The following is an 18158-nucleotide window of genomic DNA, read 5'->3' as shown; positions in this document are numbered from 1 at the left end:
CGAATTATGTAGCTTGCTTCTCGCCTCTGGCGAGTATTACGAATTATTAATTATTAATGACTCAGGACTAATGACTAATGACTAACGAAAAAATGATTTTTCGCAATCGGGTGGTTGATAAGGGTCAACTGAGAAATTTAATTTCTTGGGCCTTTACTCATTATGGTACGGCGCGAACCGCAGTGATGGCGGATAAACTGAAAGATTTGGGATTTCGCTACGCTACCAAAGCAGGGGTTTCCATCAGTGTAGATGACTTGATGATACCACCAACTAAACGATTGCTCTTAGACGCAGCCGAGGAAGAAATTCGCGCTACTGAAACCCGTTATCAACGGGGAGAAATTACTGAAGTAGAACGCTTCCAAAAGGTAATCGATACTTGGAATGGTACCAGTGAAGCCTTGAAAGATGAAGTAGTCGTTCACTTCAAAAAGACTAATCCTCTCAACTCCGTATACATGATGGCATTCTCCGGGGCACGGGGTAACATCTCTCAAGTCCGGCAATTGGTGGGAATGCGGGGACTGATGGCAGATCCTCAAGGGGAAATTATCGATTTACCGATCAAAACCAACTTCCGGGAAGGACTCACTGTAACGGAATACATTATTTCGTCTTACGGTGCCAGAAAAGGATTGGTGGATACTGCGTTGCGGACGGCTGACTCTGGTTATCTCACCCGCCGTTTGGTAGACGTATCCCAGGATGTAATTATTCGGGAATTTGACTGCGGTACTACCAGAGGTCTTACCATTCGACCAATGACAGAAGGTGCCAAAACCTTGATTCCTTTAGGAACCCGCTTGATGGGACGGGTAATTGGCGAAGATGTGGTGCATCCGGTAACAAAAGAATTGATTGCAGCCCGCAATTCACCAATTCCTGAAGAATTGGCGAAGAAAATTGAAAAATCTGGGGTGGGAGAAGTTGTGGTGCGATCGCCACTAACTTGTGAAGCCGCACGTTCTGTCTGTCAGCACTGCTACGGCTGGAGTTTGGCCCACGCCAAGATGGTAGACTTAGGCGAAGCTGTGGGGATTATTGCTGCCCAAAGTATCGGTGAACCTGGTACTCAGTTAACCATGCGGACATTCCACACTGGTGGGGTGTTTACTGGAGAAGTGGCACAACAAGTTCGTTCCAAAATTGATGGGACTGTCAAGCTTCCCCGCAAACTGAAAACCAGAACATATCGGACTCGGCACGGGGAAGATGCCCTCTATGTTGAGGCGAATGGCATCATGCTTTTGGAGCCAACAAAAGTAGGTGATGTTACCCCAGAGAACCAAGAGGTTCATCTAACCCAAGGTTCAACACTATATGTATTTGATGGAAATAAGGTAAAACAAGGTCAGCTGTTAGCAGAGGTTGCCCTTGGTGGACGGACAACTCGGACTAATACAGAAAAAGCAGTTAAAGACGTAGCCTCTGACTTAGCAGGGGAAGTGCAATTTGCCGAAGTTGTTCCAGAACAAAAAACTGACCGTCAAGGCAACACCACAACCACAGCCGCACGCGGTGGTTTGATTTGGATTTTGTCTGGGGAAGTTTACAACTTGCCGCCTGGTGCAGAATTGGTGGTGAAAAATGGTGATGCGATCGCTGCTAATGGAGTTTTAGCAGAAACCAAATTAGCCAGTTTGCACGGCGGTGTGGTGCGCTTGCCCGAAGCTAACCCAGGTAAGAGTACCAGGGAAATTGAGATTATCACTGCTTCTGTGGTTTTAGACCAGGCAACCGTGACAGTCCAAAGTTCTCAAGGTCGTAATAACTACTTAGTATCTACTGGCAACAATCAGGTATTTAACCTCCGCGCTACACCAGGCACAAAAGTGCAAAATGGTCAAGTAGTAGCTGAGTTAATTGACGATCGCTATCGCACAACCACTGGTGGTTTCCTGAAATTTGCTGGTGTAGAAGTCCAGAAAAAAGGTAAAGCCAAGCTGGGCTATGAAGTCGTGCAGGGCGGTACACTGTTGTGGATTCCTGAAGAAAGCCACGAAGTTAATAAAGATATCTCCTTACTGTTGGTGGAAGACGGTCAGTTTGTCGAAGCTGGCACTGAAGTCGTGAAAGATATCTTCTGCCAAAACAGTGGTGTGGTAGAAGTGACCCAGAAAAACGACATCCTGCGGGAAGTGGTGGTGAAGCCAGGGGAACTGCTGATGGTGGACGATCCAGAATCAGTCATCGGGCGAGATAACACCTTCATCCAACCAGGTGAAGAATTCCAAGGTAATGTTGCCACGGAATTGCGTTATATCCAGTATGTGGAAACACCAGAAGGCCCCGCCCTGTTGAGCCGTCCAGTAGTGGAGTTTGCTGTACCAGATAATCCAGATGTGCCATCCACTACATCGGTAAGTCAACAAACCGGGCGATCGATTCAATTAAGAGCGGTACAAAGACTACCTTACAAAGATTCAGAACGTGTCAAATCTGTTGAAGGTGTAGAACTGCTGCGAACCCAGCTAGTACTGGAAATTGAGCAAGAAGGGGAACAAGACCATAATGCTTCACCCCTGGCAGCAGATATTGAATTAGTAGAGGATACTGAAGACCCAGAAGTTCAACGTTTACAACTGGTAATTTTGGAATCTTTGGTAATTCGTCGAGACATTACCGCCGATGCCACCCAAGGTAGCACCCAGACCACACTTGAGGTACACGATGGGTTAACCATCGCCCCAGGTTCTGTAGTCGCACGTACCCAAATCTTGTGTAAAGAAGGTGGGGAAGTGCGGGGTGTCCGCAAAGGAACCGAAAACGTGCGTCGCTGCTTAGTGTTGCGTGACGCTGACAGGCTTACCATTAATACTAGTACTCAGCCAAAAGTGAAAGTGGGTGACTTGCTAGTAGAAGGTACAGAAGTTGCTCCGGGAGTTTTTGCCCCAGAATCAGGGCAAGTGGTAGATATTAAAAATGCTGCTGCTGCATCTGGTGGGGAATCAGCTCTGAGTACTAAAAACTACGTTATTACTACCCGCATTGGTCGTCCTTATCGAGTCAGCCCTGGTGCTGTGTTGCAGATAGAAGACGGCGATTTGGTACAACGGGGTGATAACTTGGTGTTGCTGGTGTTTGAACGCGCCAAAACCGGAGATATCATTCAAGGTTTGCCTCGGATTGAGGAACTACTTGAAGCTCGTAAACCGAAAGAAGCCTGCATTTTATGTCGGCGGGGCGGAGAAGTTAAGGTAGTTTACGCTGAAAGTGGTGATGAAGCGATCTCCATTAAGGTCATAGAATCAAATGGCGTGGTCGCAGATTATAATCTAGGCCCTGGACAAAACTTGATTGTTCCAGATGGCTCAATTGTAGTAGCGGGACAACCGTTGACTGATGGCCCATCCAATCCCCACGAAATTTTAGAAATCTTCTTTAGCCTGGGTTCTGAAGACGGAATCTATGCTTGTGCCAGCATCGCTTTGCAGAAGGTACAGACATTCTTGGTGAATGAAGTGCAAATGGTGTATCAGTCTCAAGGGATTGATATTTCCGATAAGCACATTGAAGTGATTGTTCGCCAGATGACCAACAAAGTCAGGATTGATGATGGCGGTGACACTACCATGCTTCCTGGCGAATTGGTTGAACTGCGCCAAGTTGAGCAGGTGAACGAAGCTATGGCAATTACAGGCGGTGCAAGGGCACAGTATACCCCAGTATTGTTGGGGATCACCAAAGCATCGTTGAACACCGACAGCTTTATCTCCGCCGCATCATTCCAAGAGACAACACGGGTACTTACCGAAGCAGCTATTGAAGGTAAATCTGACTGGCTGCGTGGATTGAAGGAAAACGTGATTATCGGGCGATTGATTCCGGCTGGTACTGGGTACAACACTTATGAAGAACCCGGTGCGATCGAAGATTATGCTGCTGAAATTAGCAGTAGTGTCTTAGATGAAGTTGACGATCCCCTGGATATGGTATTAGATGACCGTACAGCCCGCGCCTATAATTTAGATTCTCCGACTCTTGGTGAATCTGGTTTTGGTAGCAGACGTGCAGAAAGGTCAATTCTAGATGAAGAAGACGAATTAATCGCCGATGAAGTAGTAGATGACGACGATTTCGAGGAAGAAGAAGAAGACGACGATGATGATTTCGACGACGAATAAAGACTTGAAATCTCGCGTCTTGATTAAAAGATAAAAACTGAAAAGGCAAAAGAATATTTTCTTTTGCCTTTTTATTTTGCTTTATAAAAACACATTTTTAACCTTCAAGATTCAGGTTTCTTGCTTTTAATCTATATAATCCGTCAATTACGGTGATTCAAAAGTAACATCCTCATATAAATCTGCAACAGCACACCGAAAATCTACGCTTGCTATATGAAGGATATCTTCTTTTCCATAGGGATAAAGTACCCATTGTTTCTCTGAGTTGCGGCGAAAACACTCAACATTTAAGCGAGTTTGACTCACAAGTACATATTCCTGAAGTGACTCTATCTGTCGGTAGTCAGCAAATTTATCACCTCGGTCAAAGGCTTCTGTTGTCGGAGATAGCACTTCTACAATTAAGCTGGGATAACGCAGAAAGTTATTAAAAGCTTTATCTCGTTGGTCACAACTTACCATCACATCGGGGTAGTAATAGATATTAATGGACTCAATATGTGCTTTGGTGTCTGAGATATAAGTTTGACAACCACTCCCACGCAAATGATTTCTCAGCATTGAAGCAATATTAAGAGAAATAATTACATGGCCATTACTTGCTCCTGCCATTGCATAAACCTGTCCCTGTCTATATTCATGCTTGATAGGACTGGTTTCTTCTCCTTTGAGATAGTCTTCTGGGGAAATATAGCTAGAATTTGAAATTGCAACCATTTGTAATAACCTTGTGTGATGCTTTGTATCTAGTTTAAGAGAAGGTTGACGGCTAAATATGCTAAGTACACACCACCATAAATCTAGCTATTGCTAGATGCTGTAATTCTCTCAAAGGCTATAATCTACATCTGTCGCACCGAGAGATTAACTTGTGGATGTCATATTAGAACGATCGCACCAATTAAAACAAGCCTTAGTTGATTTTGTCTTAGATGCTGAAGGTGAACTGGCAACAGCACTGGAAACTTATGCAGCAGAACAGATGCGCCGTGGAAGTGGCGATAGTACACAGCAGGACTTAATCATTGATAGCTTTCTAACAGCCGGCAAAGTCGGTGACAAATCACCATTAGAATTGTTTATTGAAAGCCATCCAGATTTAGAAGAGAGCGATCGCAACCTGATCAAAAGCTGGCATCATAGTTTTATTGGCTTATTTGCCATTAGTAATATCCTAGATGATGGTTTTGAATTGACGAACTGGTTGACAGATAAACGCTACATTGTCAAACCTAACAATACTCAAACATTACAAGCGATATCTCGCTTGAAAGTAGGAGAAATTTTATTAACTCGTATTTCTCCTGTCACCGATAGCTACTGGATGTTATCTGGCCCCTACACAATAATGGGCAAATTAGGCAAACCAAAACTGGCTGTAGCAATTGGAAATTTCAAAGAAAACTATAAAAGTAATCTTTACAGCGATGCTCCAGACTTATTAGAAGAAGCTTGGCAATCAGTAACGAAATATCATCAGCAGTTTGTGGACTTTTTTGGTACTGATGAAATCACTCTACCTGGATACCAACTTAATAAAAAAATAGCAGAATTCCAAGAAATAATTACTGAAAAAAGCTTTGCAGCAGCAGGAATTGATCCTTCAAAATCTTTAGCGGAAGTAGCAGAAGCAGCTGGCATTGGAGACGAGGAAATCAAAGCAGCAGCCCAAGAATTTGGTGCTGATTCTAACGTAGTTTCTCAGATGTTGAACAGCAAAGCTGGCAATAGCAAAATGGTTATGCCAAAGGTTGATTTGCCTGCTGAACTCAAGAAAGCAGAACAGGTAACAGCCCTTTCTCATCCTCGTTGGGGACAAATGTTTTTACCAACATATAGTAAGGTACAAACAATTTTATCAACAGAGGATTGGCAAAGTGTTCAAGGGGCGGAAAAACTAATTCGCTACTATCTCGAAGATAAAAGTATTAATGCTTTTATTTGGCATCGATTAGCACAACAGTATCCAACTCAATTAGAAAATGTGTTGCAAACAGTTTTGCAACGTCCATTTCACCTTGAAAGTGATTTGGATGAACTTTTGCAAGAATTCCACAAACCTATTGAGCCAGAGTTACCAGACATTGCCAGTGTACCCATACATTTGCATAATTTATTTCAAGAAGCTTTAGGAGAAGTTAGCAAATCTAAGCCCAAGGGTAAGGGGCAACAAAAGCCAGCTAAGGGTTTTCAACGAAGTTAGTAAATATGTAACTTCTTAATCTTCTTACCAATGCAGGTAGGGGCAATTCATGAATTTCCCCTACCCAGATGTAGTTTTTCAAACATCCTCTAACCAAGGTCGGTGGGTTTTGCCTGTGTAGACGCGGTTTATAACCGCCCTTTTAACTAAACGCCTTTTTTAACTTTCTAGTATGTAAGGGGCTGTTGCTAGAATTTTTGCCCCTGCTTGGATTACTTCCATATCTGATGGCGACCAATGATGAGGCCCTTGGCAGTGATGTGCTACTAGCAATCCCCATAATCCTTTAGGAATTAAAATTGGTACAACCAGGTTGGCACGAACCTGTAAATTGCGGAGGAAATCTCGGTGGCAAGATTCGATTGGCTCTAATTCAATATCAGCGATCGCCTTTACCCGTCCTGCTAAGTATAAAGCAGCATACTCATTGTTAAAACAATCATCTGGGCCAGTGGAACCAAGTATTGAAAATTCTTGAGAACTCAAAGATTCAAAAGTCACTTGTCCTTCCCACTGATTGTAAAAATAATACAACACCACCCGATCAACCTGAAGCGATTCTCTGAGTTGATTGGTTGTTTGCCGGACTAACTCATCGCGCTGCATAGTTTTAACAAGGCGGTCGAGCAAATTTTGTAAGCCTTGTTCAGAGCGATCGCGGCTATGGTTAAATTCGGAGTGAGGATAAATTTGCACGGTTCTAAAATTACAACTAAGTAAATGCTGCCGGATTTATATAGTAATTTATTACACTTTATCTAAATATATTTTTGTATTGATAGCAGCAATTTAATTTTAACGAAACTGAATACTAGTAAACCTCTCCGTGAATTTAAAATAAATTCTTAATAATCTGCACAGAGAAAATTTAACATTATAAATTTAAAGTTAAGAATTTTGGATATTTACAAATAATGTGTTCTGTTTTTCTATAAGTTGAGGTAATAAATATACTTCAAACTGTAATGTAACAAGTCAGTTTGTATTCATAGTTACAGATAAGTATGTACGCATAATTAAATACAAAATGTCATTGCGAGCGGAGCGAAGCAATCGCAAAGTCTCTGGGATTGCTTCGCTCCGCTCGCAATGACGGAACATATTATATTTATTTTATTAACGCCCATCTGCTTATTTGTGATGCTGTTAGTATTCCTCGTTTCCTTGTTCTGTATGAGAACGAGAAACTAAGCAGAAACTAATTCTGAGTTTCCAAACATTGGGACAAAGTTACGGTAAGCTTCTAATGCTGCTTCTTTAACAGTTGCATTCACAATCGGAAAGGTAGTGAGGATGTAGCTAAATTCATCTTCGGTTAAGCCATAGAGATGTGCTACCATTCCATCGAGTTCGGCGCGGAGTTTGGCGCGTTCTGCTTCGTCGGTAACGCCTTGTTGATGAGAACCTAGACCGACTTCTTGCGCGAGTTCGTCAAATTCTGGTGTAGTGCAGATGAGTTTGGCGGCGCGTTGTACAATATCGTTAAAGTTGCGATCGTTTTTTGTTAAACGTGGGACGGGTAATTGGTAAATGTAAAACATATTAAGGGTTGTAGTTACCTTTTGGCGTATCATCCAATCAAGCGTAAAGCTATTGGTGATAGTACAAAGAAACAACATTTCTTGATTAGAAATTCCAGTTTCAACAACTTTAAGCGTAGTACTGTTAACCTCAGTAAACACATTTTTTGGCGTTATATAACAAATCAGTGTTCGTGAATCAGTATTTCGAGCAATGCGCCGATGCACCCAGCGATACCCCTGGTAGTTCATCAACTGTCCTTTATCTTCAGTACGTCCAATAAGAGCTTTTCTACCTTCTTTTTCATCAATCCAATAAAGAGGCTTTTCTCCTGTTTGCTCAAATTGGTTAAACAACTTTCCTGTAAAAAGTGGTAGCCTTCCTGGTTTGTACTCTTGGTAGAATAAATGACTATCATTAGTCATGTGAAATTCGTTACTAAGAATTAAATTCCATTTATCTTTAATTTTTTCGCTCAGTAAAGGGAACTTACCCATTTTCTCAGCTATGCGGATATCTACTTCATTCTTAAACTCCATTACAGATAGTGAATCAGGCGATAGCTTACGTATCATATCTACATTAATCTGCAAGCTATCTTCACTAGGAAACATTTGAAGTTCTTGCACATCCAAACGCATAAAAGCAGATGGAAATTCTATTGTTCTACTACCTTTAAGAAAAGTCAGAACAACAAATTTAAAACGACTATCAACTTCTTCAAAAATTGTCTTACGATTCTCAAGACAGAATAAACCAGTCACTTTAGTTTGACTAAACAACATCTCGCGCAATTGCTTAGTCCCCAAATCCGTGTAAATACCACTAGGAATTACAATTCCGCACTCACCGCCTGAACGCAAAAGATTAAAACACTGTTCTGTAAACAGCTTATAGAGATTAATATCCGTACCTGCTTTTTTACCATTCACTACAGAAATCTGATTTTTATACTGTTCAGATGAACGATAATAAGCGCTGACATAAGGATATTGACTTTGATATTCTAACCAAGCACTTGCAATTATTGGGTTTTGTAATAGTTTATTCTGTTCTTTCTCAAAATCCTTAATATCCATTTTGTTCTTCGTCACCAAATCATTATGCTGTGCAAAGAACTCTTTCGCCTGTGGCTTAAATATTTCCCACGGCGGATTAGTAATAATCGCATCAAAACCACCGCGTTCTAAAACCTTGTCAAAATGATAACCCCAGTGAAACGGCTTCAAAGCTGCAATATCCTCAACCTTCAAAACCCGCTTCTGTGATTTTCCAGTTAACTGAACCTCTTCATACTTGATACCCAAACGCTTACTAAACTCATCCAACAGCAAAAGATTTAACTTTTCTTGCGATTTTTTATTGAGTTGTTCAATATTTTTGCGGAGGTGTTTCAATCGAGTATCTTGAGGTGTATCTGTATCGGGTAAAGCTTTCGGTAAAAAAGCGTGTTTTTTGTACAACTCAACAGATTTATTCTTTTCTTCTAAAATTTTCTTATAATTATCTGCGGCTAAAGACTGTAATAGATTTCCTTGTAGTGAATTACCCACCGCATCAAAAGCAGTATCATCTACTTTAATTAAACCAATCAGCGAATTACCCGCCATAATATTAAAATCAATATTAGGCAAAGGCTCTAACTCTTCCACATCGTTAGCAGAAGAAACCAAAGCTAAGAAAAGACGTAGTTTCGCAATTTCTGTTGCTTCCTCCATAATATCTATACCATAGAGGTTATCAGAAACAATCCGCTTTTTGATAAAATAAGGTATTGATGGATGGGAACTTTCTATATCTTCAAGCTTATTTTTGAGAGTGTCATCACCCATCAATTTAATTGTCCCGAATACTGCGCTGTAAACTTGGATTAGCGTCTTCATCGCTGCAACAAGAAAAGCGCCAGAACCGCAAGCCGGGTCAAGAATTGATAAATTAGGAAGAATATCATCCATTAGTAGACGACAAACATTTGTATCCAGCTTAATGAGAAGTTCGTTGATATCCCCAAATGGTTTATACTGATCAGACAGCGCATCATTCACGCGGTCTACAATTAACTTGTGGATAGTTCTATCACAGAGATATTCTGTAATTTGCGGTCTAGTATAATAGGCTCCAAAAGCCTTTTGATTAATGTATTTCTCAAATATATATCCTAAAACATCAGGATTTATTTCGTCATCTTTCCCTTCCGGCGTATCATCTAAATTCCAAGAATAACGCCCAAATAAATCTAGAACTTGCTCAAACGCCTCATCAACTATAGAGATTTGATATTTATCTTCAATATGATGCTTGAGAAATAATCCACCATTCAGGTATTTAACCTTTCCTACCAATTCTTTTACAGATAAATCGCGTTCAATTTCAGGTTTAGCAAAGCTTTCAAAAAATAAAGCCTTGAGAAATTCACCATAAAAATGATCTTCAGCTTTTTGTTTGCTTTGCTCAAGCTTATTTTGCAGATAATTTAAATCCTTGTTATCAATAAAACCCTTACGCTGGAGAAAATAAACAAACATCAAGCGATTGAGAATTACCGATGTATACCAACGTCTATCTATCTCATTATCAATTCCTTTCACAAACAGCAAAAACTTCTGGTGTTGCTCTTGAAATTCTTTGTAAAACTTCTTAGTTACTGGCTCAACATCAAAACCACGTTGTAGTTTATAAGCAATTTCGACGACAGTCGGTTCCCCATGCTCTAATTCAGTAATATCAATGACTAAAGAACCAAGCTTACTTAAAAATAAGTCTCCTGGTTGACCCTTCACATATAAATGGTCACGAACGAAAGTTTTACTTCCTTCTCTTTTTACCCAATACCAAAGACTACGTGTGCGTTCTTCCGTAACAAAGATGAGTAGATTTTCAGCTATTAGTTTAGTAACTTCTTGATGAATAACAACTCTAACTTTAGCTTCTGGTATGTTCCCATCTGCTGCGGTGACTTCAAAGATTGCAACACCTGAAAGTTCAGCAATTTTTTGGTATTGATAGGTTTTATTATCAAATTTTAAGGTTACAGGTTTTTGTCTGGAAGGTTTAGACCAACCTAATTCTTCTATAAATAAATTACTAAATTGGAAGTTAGAAAGTAAATCGCGTGTTCGTTGAAAATTAAGCGACATAATTTACCATGCTTGAAAAATAAAAAGCAAGCATGGTAAATTTGCCATTCAGAAAATAAATCTGTGGCTTTAAAAATTAAGTCTGCGCTGGCGGACTTTAAGAAACCCTGTTTATAGGAGTTAAATTTTTACCATGCTTTTTATACTTTATAAATCCTTTACATTTAATTAGGCTGAGAAATTATACGGAAAAGTTATCAATTTCTCTAAAAGTCGGCTTTATTTGTCCGTCCGTAATTTTTTATTGCCAAGTATATTTGCTGATTACTTTATCAAAACGCCTAATTGCTTTATAAAAAGGTCTGTTTACTTTCTCAAAACACTGAAATGCTTTCTAAAAAGAAGCTTTTACTTATTCAAGCCCCAGTTTGCTTTCTCATTTCGGTGTTTTCCGCAAGTAAAATAAGCTTTTACTTATTCAAACCCCAGTTTGCTTTCTCATTTTGGTGTTTTCCGCAAGCAAAAGAAGCTTTTACTTATTCAAACCCCAGTTTGCTTTCTCATTTTGGTGTTTTACGTAAGCAAAATGAGCTTTTACTTATTCAAACCCCAGTTTGCTTTCTCATTTCGGTATTTTACGTAATATAAGAAAGAAAGACGCGATAAATCGCCGTCTCTACAAAGGGTTAATTATTGTAGAGACGGCGATTCATCGCGTCTCTTGCCATTGGGTGTAAGCGTAGGTTGAGGAGTAAAAGTATTTTGCAGCGACAAAGGCAAAGTCCATAGACATTGACTTTTATCGATTTATTGATTGGGTTATGATTTTACCAAAAGCCTTAGAGGATGTTTAAAAAGTGGTATGTAGTGATTTGAATTGAATTATTACCCCCCTTAATCCCCCCTTGTAAAGGGGGGAAACCGGAAAATCTTGTTCCCTCCCCTTTACAAGGGGAGGGTTAGGGTGGGGTAAAAAATATTTGAGACAAATAAATTATGACTTTTTAAACATCCTTTAAGCAGTTTGAGCAGGAGCGAACTATGAGCTACATTACCACAGGCGAGCGCATTGGTTACGAGCGAGGAAAACAAGAACAAGGACAAACCCTCGTGTTACGCCTACTACAAAAACGGGTAGGAGAGTTACCACAAGAGGTTCGGGGGCGCATTCAAACTCTTTCTTTAGAGCAATTAGAAGCACTTGGCGAGGCTTTATTGGATTTTACAGCCATTCAGGATTTACTTAACTGGTTGGAAGCAAATCAAATAGTGCATTAAACGTAGGTTGGGTGAAGCGGAGCGCAACCCAACAAATATCAGGATGTTGGGTTACGCAAAGCCTCCAACGCCACTTGCTACAACGCGGGAAACCCGCGCAACGCAGTGGCTCCCCAACCTACAATTTTTTTTACTATTTAACCTTTAACCAACTAAATATATCTGCTGGCGTAATTTGCCAATCTGTTAATACATCAAGAACAGTCAACTTATCATTATTATATTTTACCTCTGGCAATTTATTAGGTTGAAATACCATCACCGATTTATCGTTAGAGTCAATAAACCAACCTAATTTTGTACCATGATTAATGCAGAAAATAATTTTATCAATTACACGGTTAGGAAATTGATCAGGTGATAAAATTTCAATTATCCAATCTGGATAAGTTTCAAATTTATTGGCAATTTCCCCATCTTCATCAACGATAAGCCGTGACCACTCAAATACAGCAATATCTGGAACTAAAGAACGTCCTCCAAATGTGCAGCGTAATTCAGTTAATGCTAAAGCTTTTTGCTCAGGCTCGCTTTCCTGATTAATCTCGGTTGATAAACGAGTTTGGATTCTGCTATGTTTTCCCTGCGGCATTGGTTTTTGGTAGATTTTTGCATCAATATATTCACTAGCCGGTTTAGTTTCTGGTAATTGCAGAAACTCTGTTAGAGAAACATTAGATGATAATATAACCATAAAATTTACTCTTAAAATAGTTTAATTATATCTTTAAAGCTTTGTAGGGTGTGTTGTGGAAAATAAAAACGCGATAAATAAGACGCGATAAATCGCCGTCTCTACAATAATTAACCCCTTGTAGAGACGGCGATTTATCGCGTCTATTGCCTTAATGAGAAATTACAAATTATCAAATAACCCCAAAGAACAAATAATCTGAGGTTCTCGCTTATCCAGTTCTTCTGTGACAATACACAAACGGTCATCCATCCGTAACGATACAACTAAATCAGCCAACACCTGATTATTAATACCACTTCTCAGTTGACGATTCAGAGTATCAATGGCTGACTGTCGCAAAGGATGACGGTAAATTTCATCAATTGCTTTTAAAAGTTCTTCACTAACAAATAATGTTCCCTTCATTTCTTGAACATAACTTTTCAATCGTTCGTAAGTACGGAACCTTGCACCTGATGGCCGTCCTAATTGACCCCCTGCATTTTTCTCTTCTTCAGCAATCAATTCAGCACCCTTGTTTACTAACTCGTGATGCTGTTTATCTCTCGGTATCGCTGGGGTAGATTCTTCACACGCTGCTACTCGAAGAACTGCTAATTGTGATTGAGTAACGCTATTTCCATTGCGGTCAACATAAATTAAAGAATCATTTCCCTCGGTGGTTTTCATATAAAGCAATACCCCCTCTGGTTGCACAGGTTGCGGAGTATGGGCGCGAGTAGAATAAACTACATTTTCCATTTCTTCAATCGTTTTTTTTAAACCCGGATTACCATCTGTGGCTTTTTTCCAAATTTGAAATGCTTCTGATGTCAAATCAACTTCTGTATCTTCTTCGCCATCTAAAACTCCAGATTTCTCGTTGTATAAATCAAGAATTACCCGTGCATCATCATCTTCAAAAAAAGCTTCATCAGTTCCCACTACTTCAGCATTTTCTTGCAATCGTTTACGAAGTCGTCCCCGCAAGTTAATAATCCGTTCCACTCCCTCGGCTGGTAAAAAAGAATAACAGAGGATTTGTTCTGCATTTTGTCCAATGCGGTCTACTCGTCCGGCGCGTTGAATTAAGCGAATAATCGCCCAAGGTAAATCCCAATTGACGATAATTGCACAGTCTTGCAAATTATGGCCTTCACTCAAAACATCGGTAGCTATTAAAATCCGCAACTCATCTGATGATGAAATTTGCTCACGTTTTCCATTACTCACAGGGCTAAATTTTCCCGTCATTACTGTTGGGTCTTTAGCTTGTCCTGTCACTCCTGCTACATGAGTAATTTGACTCAACTGCAAATTGTCTACAAGATAGCGGACTGAATCAGCAAACTGGGTGAAAATTAGTACTTTGTCTTTGGGGTGAGTTTCTGTTAGCAGTTTAATTAAGGCTGCAAGTTTTTCATCTTTTTGGGGATTCCACTCGCCACACTCTTGCAGTATATTAATCAGTGCTTTGGCATCTTCTAACAAATCCCGTTTCAGTTTTTTAATATCAAAAAGCGTAGAACGCAACCACTTAAATCGCCGTTGATATCGAGTTGTATATTCTTGATAAATTGATTCTGCTCTTTGACGAAAAATATTTTCTTGACTTTTCACATAATTTGGAAGACCTCTCTCCTGCAAAGAGAGAGGCTTTGAATTCTCCTCCTTCCCTACTAGGGAAAGGGGCTGGGGGGTTAGGTCAGAATCATCTTCTTCCGTTTCAGTATCAAACAAGGCTGCTACAACAGAATCGGCATCTTCATCATTATTACTTGTATCTAATAACTCAGCCTCTTGAGTTCCAATAGGAATATCAAGCCCATGTTCTAAAGCATATAAATAAATGAAATTTCGTAATATATGGCGTTCAATTGATTGAATAAAAGCAACACCACTACTTTCTAAACGTTTAAATAAATTGGTGCGCGAAAATCCCATTAATCTCCTACCACCACGAAATAAGCTATTAATAAAACGTTGTTCGGTGTCTGTAGGCGGCTGTTTGGGTTTAGCAATAATGTAATTCCCTAGCCCATAACGCGGTAAATTAAGTTTATTAATTACTTCTACGACTAACTCAGAGTAAAGACGAGCATAAAAGTCAGTGCTAGAACCTTCTAGAGGAAACTTGAGACTACGAGGCACACGCTGGGGAAAATAAGAGCGTCCTCCATCAGAAAATTCTAAATATTTCCGCCCTGTTTCATCTGTGTGGGCATAATTATCTTTAATAAATGAACGAGTGCGTCGTACCATGTAACGCTTCATCAATTCTCGCCAGTCATCAGGATGTTCGCTTTTTTCAAAAGCCGCTAAAGAACGGACAGAACATTGATGTTTTCTAATAAACTCTAATTCTCCTATGGAACTGCCACCAAGTTCATTAATTAAAGCTTCTGGTCTTAATCCTAAATCTTGGTCTTCTGGCACGAATAGCCGCAGTTGAGCAGAAAGGTCAAGATAACTTTTATTGTAAGGAGTAGCAGACAATAAAATACATTTACTTTCGTTAGCTGCAATATATTCTATTATTGTTCGATAACGTTTACCTTCGCGGTTCCGTAAATTATGACTTTCATCAATTAACACAACTCGATAACGCCGGAGTTTTGGTAATTTATTTTGTACTTGACTAATTGGCATAATTTCGGCAAGTAATCGATAGTTATCTTTATATTCTTGCCACATTGAAACTAGGTTTTTTGGGCAAATAATTAGTGTTTCTAAAAAACAATCTTCTTGTAATATTTTGGCCAGGGCGGTTCCAACTAAAGTTTTACCCAAACCGACCACATCACCTACTAATACGCCACCACGCCTAGTTACATGACGCGCTGCTAGCTGTACGGCAGCTTTCTGGAAATCAAATAAGTTATTAAATTCGCGGGGGATACGAAATTCAGAAAGTCCTGCGATCGCTTCATGGGATAAGTGGTAAGCTATCTTGAGGTAGATGTAGTAAGGCGAAACCAACTCTTGCCTAGCCCAACTCTGGTCAATAATTTCAGCCAACTCTTGGGAAATATCTACACAACCGTAATCTTGCCAGCGATCGCTAAACCACTTTTGCAGTTTATTACAAGCATCATGGTCTAAAATATCAACATTCAACTCCCCTTGTTTTGCCAGTCCGGGAAGGGTTAAATTACTACTACCCAAGAATCCCACTGTTGGGGTATTAGGGTCATTGCGATGCACAAGATATAACTTAGCGTGGAGAGAATGCCGCAAAAACAGTTTAATAATTAGTTTCTGAGTTTTTAACTGATGACTTAACCGCCGTAACCCCGCTTCATCCTGATTAGTCGGCGCACCGATAGTCAACTGCTGGCGAAATTCCGCCGCCATCCGTTTTTTAAACCGCACAATGCTACTGTTATCAATCCGTCCATCACCACTAACAAGGCTAAATGCTGCATGAACTTCATCACTGGGTAAGCTTTGCATCCCAATTAGCAAACGACAACAAGCATTTTCACTACCAACATACTGTTCGACTAAATCATCAATTCTTCGCCAACCTCTGAGATTAAAGTAGCCAACGCAAAAGTCTGCGCGATAAGAGACTTTGAGGGTTTCTCGTAAAATCGGCAGCAGTTGTAAATCAATGTTGTCAAAAATGCGGGGCATTATTTAAAACTCGATAAATATTTTGTACTTATGTTATATGAGTAAAAAATTTTTCTAGCTAGATTAGTGAAGGGTGCATTCTTCTTGGCGTTCTTGGCGACTTGGCGGTTCGATAAATTTTTGAACGAACCGCCAAGCCGCCAAGTACGCCAAGGAAGAGAAGGAAGAAATTTTTAATGCCATAAAAAAAGAGCAGTTGCACTGTAATACAACTGCTCTAAAATACTTAGATAGATATTTTCTACCTATCCACAGACCCCATAATTACATCAACACTACCGAGAATCACCACAATATCTGCAACCTTCATGCCGCGCAGTAAATGTGGAACAATTTGGAGATTGTTGAAATCTGCGGCGCGAATCTTCCAACGTGCAGGGAAGACATTATCATCGCCAACTAAATAAATCCCCAATTCACCTTTACCACTTTCTACACGGGCATAGATTTCACCCTTGGGTATCTTGAAAGTGGGGGAAACTTTTTTGCCGATGAATTGGTAATCAAATGCGTCCCACTCGGATTTTTTACCTGCGGCTAAACGCTTGGCTTCCAGATTTTCGTAAGGGCCGCCAGGAAGTCCTTTAACTGCTTGGCGAATAATCTTCACAGATTCGCGCATTTCCCGCATCCGCACTACATAACGCGCAAAGCAATCACCGGCGGTTTCCCACTGTACATCCCAGTCGAAATCGTCGTAACACTCGTAATGGTCAACTTTCCGCAAATCCCATTGCACACCAGATGCGCGTAACATTGGGCCAGAAAGTCCCCAGTTGATTGCTTCTTCACGGGTGATAGTACCAATACCCTCAACACGTCGCCGGAAGATGGGGTTATCGGTTACTAAACGTTCATACTCATCAACTTTAGGCAATAAATAGTCGCAGAATTCCAGACACTTATCTACCCAACCGTAAGGTAAATCAGCCGCTACTCCACCAACGCGGAAGTAGTTATTATTTACCATCCGATAACCTGTGGCTGCTTCCCACAAATCATAAATCATCTCCCGTTCGCGGAACTGGTAGAAGAAGGGAGTTTGTGCGCCTACGTCAGCAAGGAAGGGGCCAAACCATAGCAAGTGGTTAGCAATGCGGTTCAACTCCAGCATAATGACGCGGATGTAGCTAGCGCGTTTAGGGACAGCAACACCTGCAAGTTTTTCTGGGGCGTTAACAGTAACCGCTTCGTTGAACATTCCCGCCGCGTAGTCCCAGCGACTAACGTAAGGAACGTACATTACATTAGTACGGTTCTCGGCGATTTTTTCCATTCCCCGGTGCAAATAGCCGATAACTGGTTCACAGTCAACGACATCCTCGCCATCCAGAGTCATGATTAGCCGCAGAACCCCGTGCATTGAGGGGTGGTGTGGCCCCATGTTTAGCACCATTGGTTCAGTGCGGGTTTCTAGTCTGGTCATAGATTTCGTGTTCTCCGTTCGTGAAAATTTTGAATTGAACCGCCTAGATGCCAACCACAGCCGATTTATCTAGTCTGCCAAAATGAGGTTTGTAGGGGCAATCTATATAATTTTGACTCTACAGGGTTATGTTGGAGAGAGGATAGCAGCGCAGGAGTTGTAATTGTTTCATTTCGTTGCACCTCTTCAATTATTATAGGGAAGCTTGATA

Annotated in this window: 8 protein-coding genes and 1 pseudogene; 3 read left to right on the top strand and 6 right to left on the bottom strand. The window is 40.5% G+C overall.

The window, feature by feature from the left end:
* The first annotated feature begins 77 nt into the window (after positions 1-77).
* The gene (locus VB732_RS18880; RefSeq protein WP_323232439.1) at positions 78-4127 is read left to right on the top strand and encodes a DNA-directed RNA polymerase subunit beta''; all 4050 of its coding nucleotides are present in this window, start codon (positions 78-80) and stop codon (positions 4125-4127) included.
* 147 nt (positions 4128-4274) lie between these two features.
* Here the strand turns inward: VB732_RS18880 and VB732_RS18875 are convergent, their stop codons facing one another.
* Positions 4275-4847 (bottom strand): Uma2 family endonuclease, encoded by a 573-nt coding sequence (locus VB732_RS18875; RefSeq protein ID WP_323232438.1) that lies wholly within the window; start codon positions 4845-4847, stop codon positions 4275-4277.
* A 154-nt stretch (positions 4848-5001) separates the two neighbouring features.
* Here VB732_RS18875 and VB732_RS18870 point away from each other — a divergent pair, with 154 nt between their 5' ends.
* Positions 5002-6333, top strand: coding sequence for a hypothetical protein (locus VB732_RS18870; RefSeq protein WP_323232437.1), 1332 nt, complete (start codon positions 5002-5004; stop codon positions 6331-6333).
* A gap of 159 nt (positions 6334-6492) precedes the next feature.
* Here VB732_RS18870 and VB732_RS18865 read toward each other — a convergent pair whose 3' ends face one another.
* Both VB732_RS18865 and VB732_RS18860 read right to left on the bottom strand, forming a co-directional pair.
* Positions 6493-7029 carry a GAF domain-containing protein gene (locus tag VB732_RS18865; RefSeq protein ID WP_323232436.1) on the bottom strand — a complete coding sequence of 179 codons (537 nt, stop codon included), beginning with the start codon at positions 7027-7029 and terminating at the stop codon, positions 6493-6495.
* A 491-nt stretch (positions 7030-7520) separates the two neighbouring features.
* A complete protein-coding gene (locus tag VB732_RS18860; protein WP_323232435.1) occupies positions 7521-10991 on the bottom strand; it encodes an Eco57I restriction-modification methylase domain-containing protein in 3471 nt (1156 codons plus the stop codon).
* Positions 10992-11945: 954 nt separating this feature from the next.
* On the opposite strand from VB732_RS18860, the pseudogene VB732_RS18855 reads away from it, so the two are divergent.
* A pseudogene (locus VB732_RS18855) lies at positions 11946-12209 on the top strand (DUF4351 domain-containing protein); the annotation flags it as partial.
* Positions 12210-12342: 133 nt separating this feature from the next.
* Here the strand turns inward: VB732_RS18855 and VB732_RS18850 are convergent.
* The 3 genes from VB732_RS18850 to VB732_RS18840 all read right to left on the bottom strand — a co-directional run bounded on the left by VB732_RS18850 (position 12343) and on the right by VB732_RS18840 (position 17947).
* A complete protein-coding gene (locus VB732_RS18850) occupies positions 12343-12903 on the bottom strand; it encodes a Uma2 family endonuclease (protein WP_323232434.1) in 561 nt (186 codons plus the stop codon).
* Positions 12904-13065: 162 nt separating this feature from the next.
* Entirely contained in the window at positions 13066-16521 is a 3456-nt protein-coding gene (locus tag VB732_RS18845) for a helicase-related protein (protein WP_323232433.1), read from the bottom strand.
* A gap of 241 nt (positions 16522-16762) precedes the next feature.
* Positions 16763-17947: an NAD(P)H-quinone oxidoreductase subunit H gene (locus tag VB732_RS18840; protein WP_323232432.1), complete on the bottom strand. Its 1185-nt coding sequence runs from the start codon at positions 17945-17947 to the stop codon at positions 16763-16765.
* Positions 17948-18158 lie beyond the last annotated feature (211 nt).

Source organism: Nostoc sp. UHCC 0252 (genome assembly GCF_034931145.1).
Lineage (GTDB): Bacteria > Cyanobacteriota > Cyanobacteriia > Cyanobacteriales > Nostocaceae > Nostoc.
The sequence above is the reverse complement of the archived record's forward strand: the minus strand, read 5'-3'. Positions and strand labels throughout refer to the sequence as shown.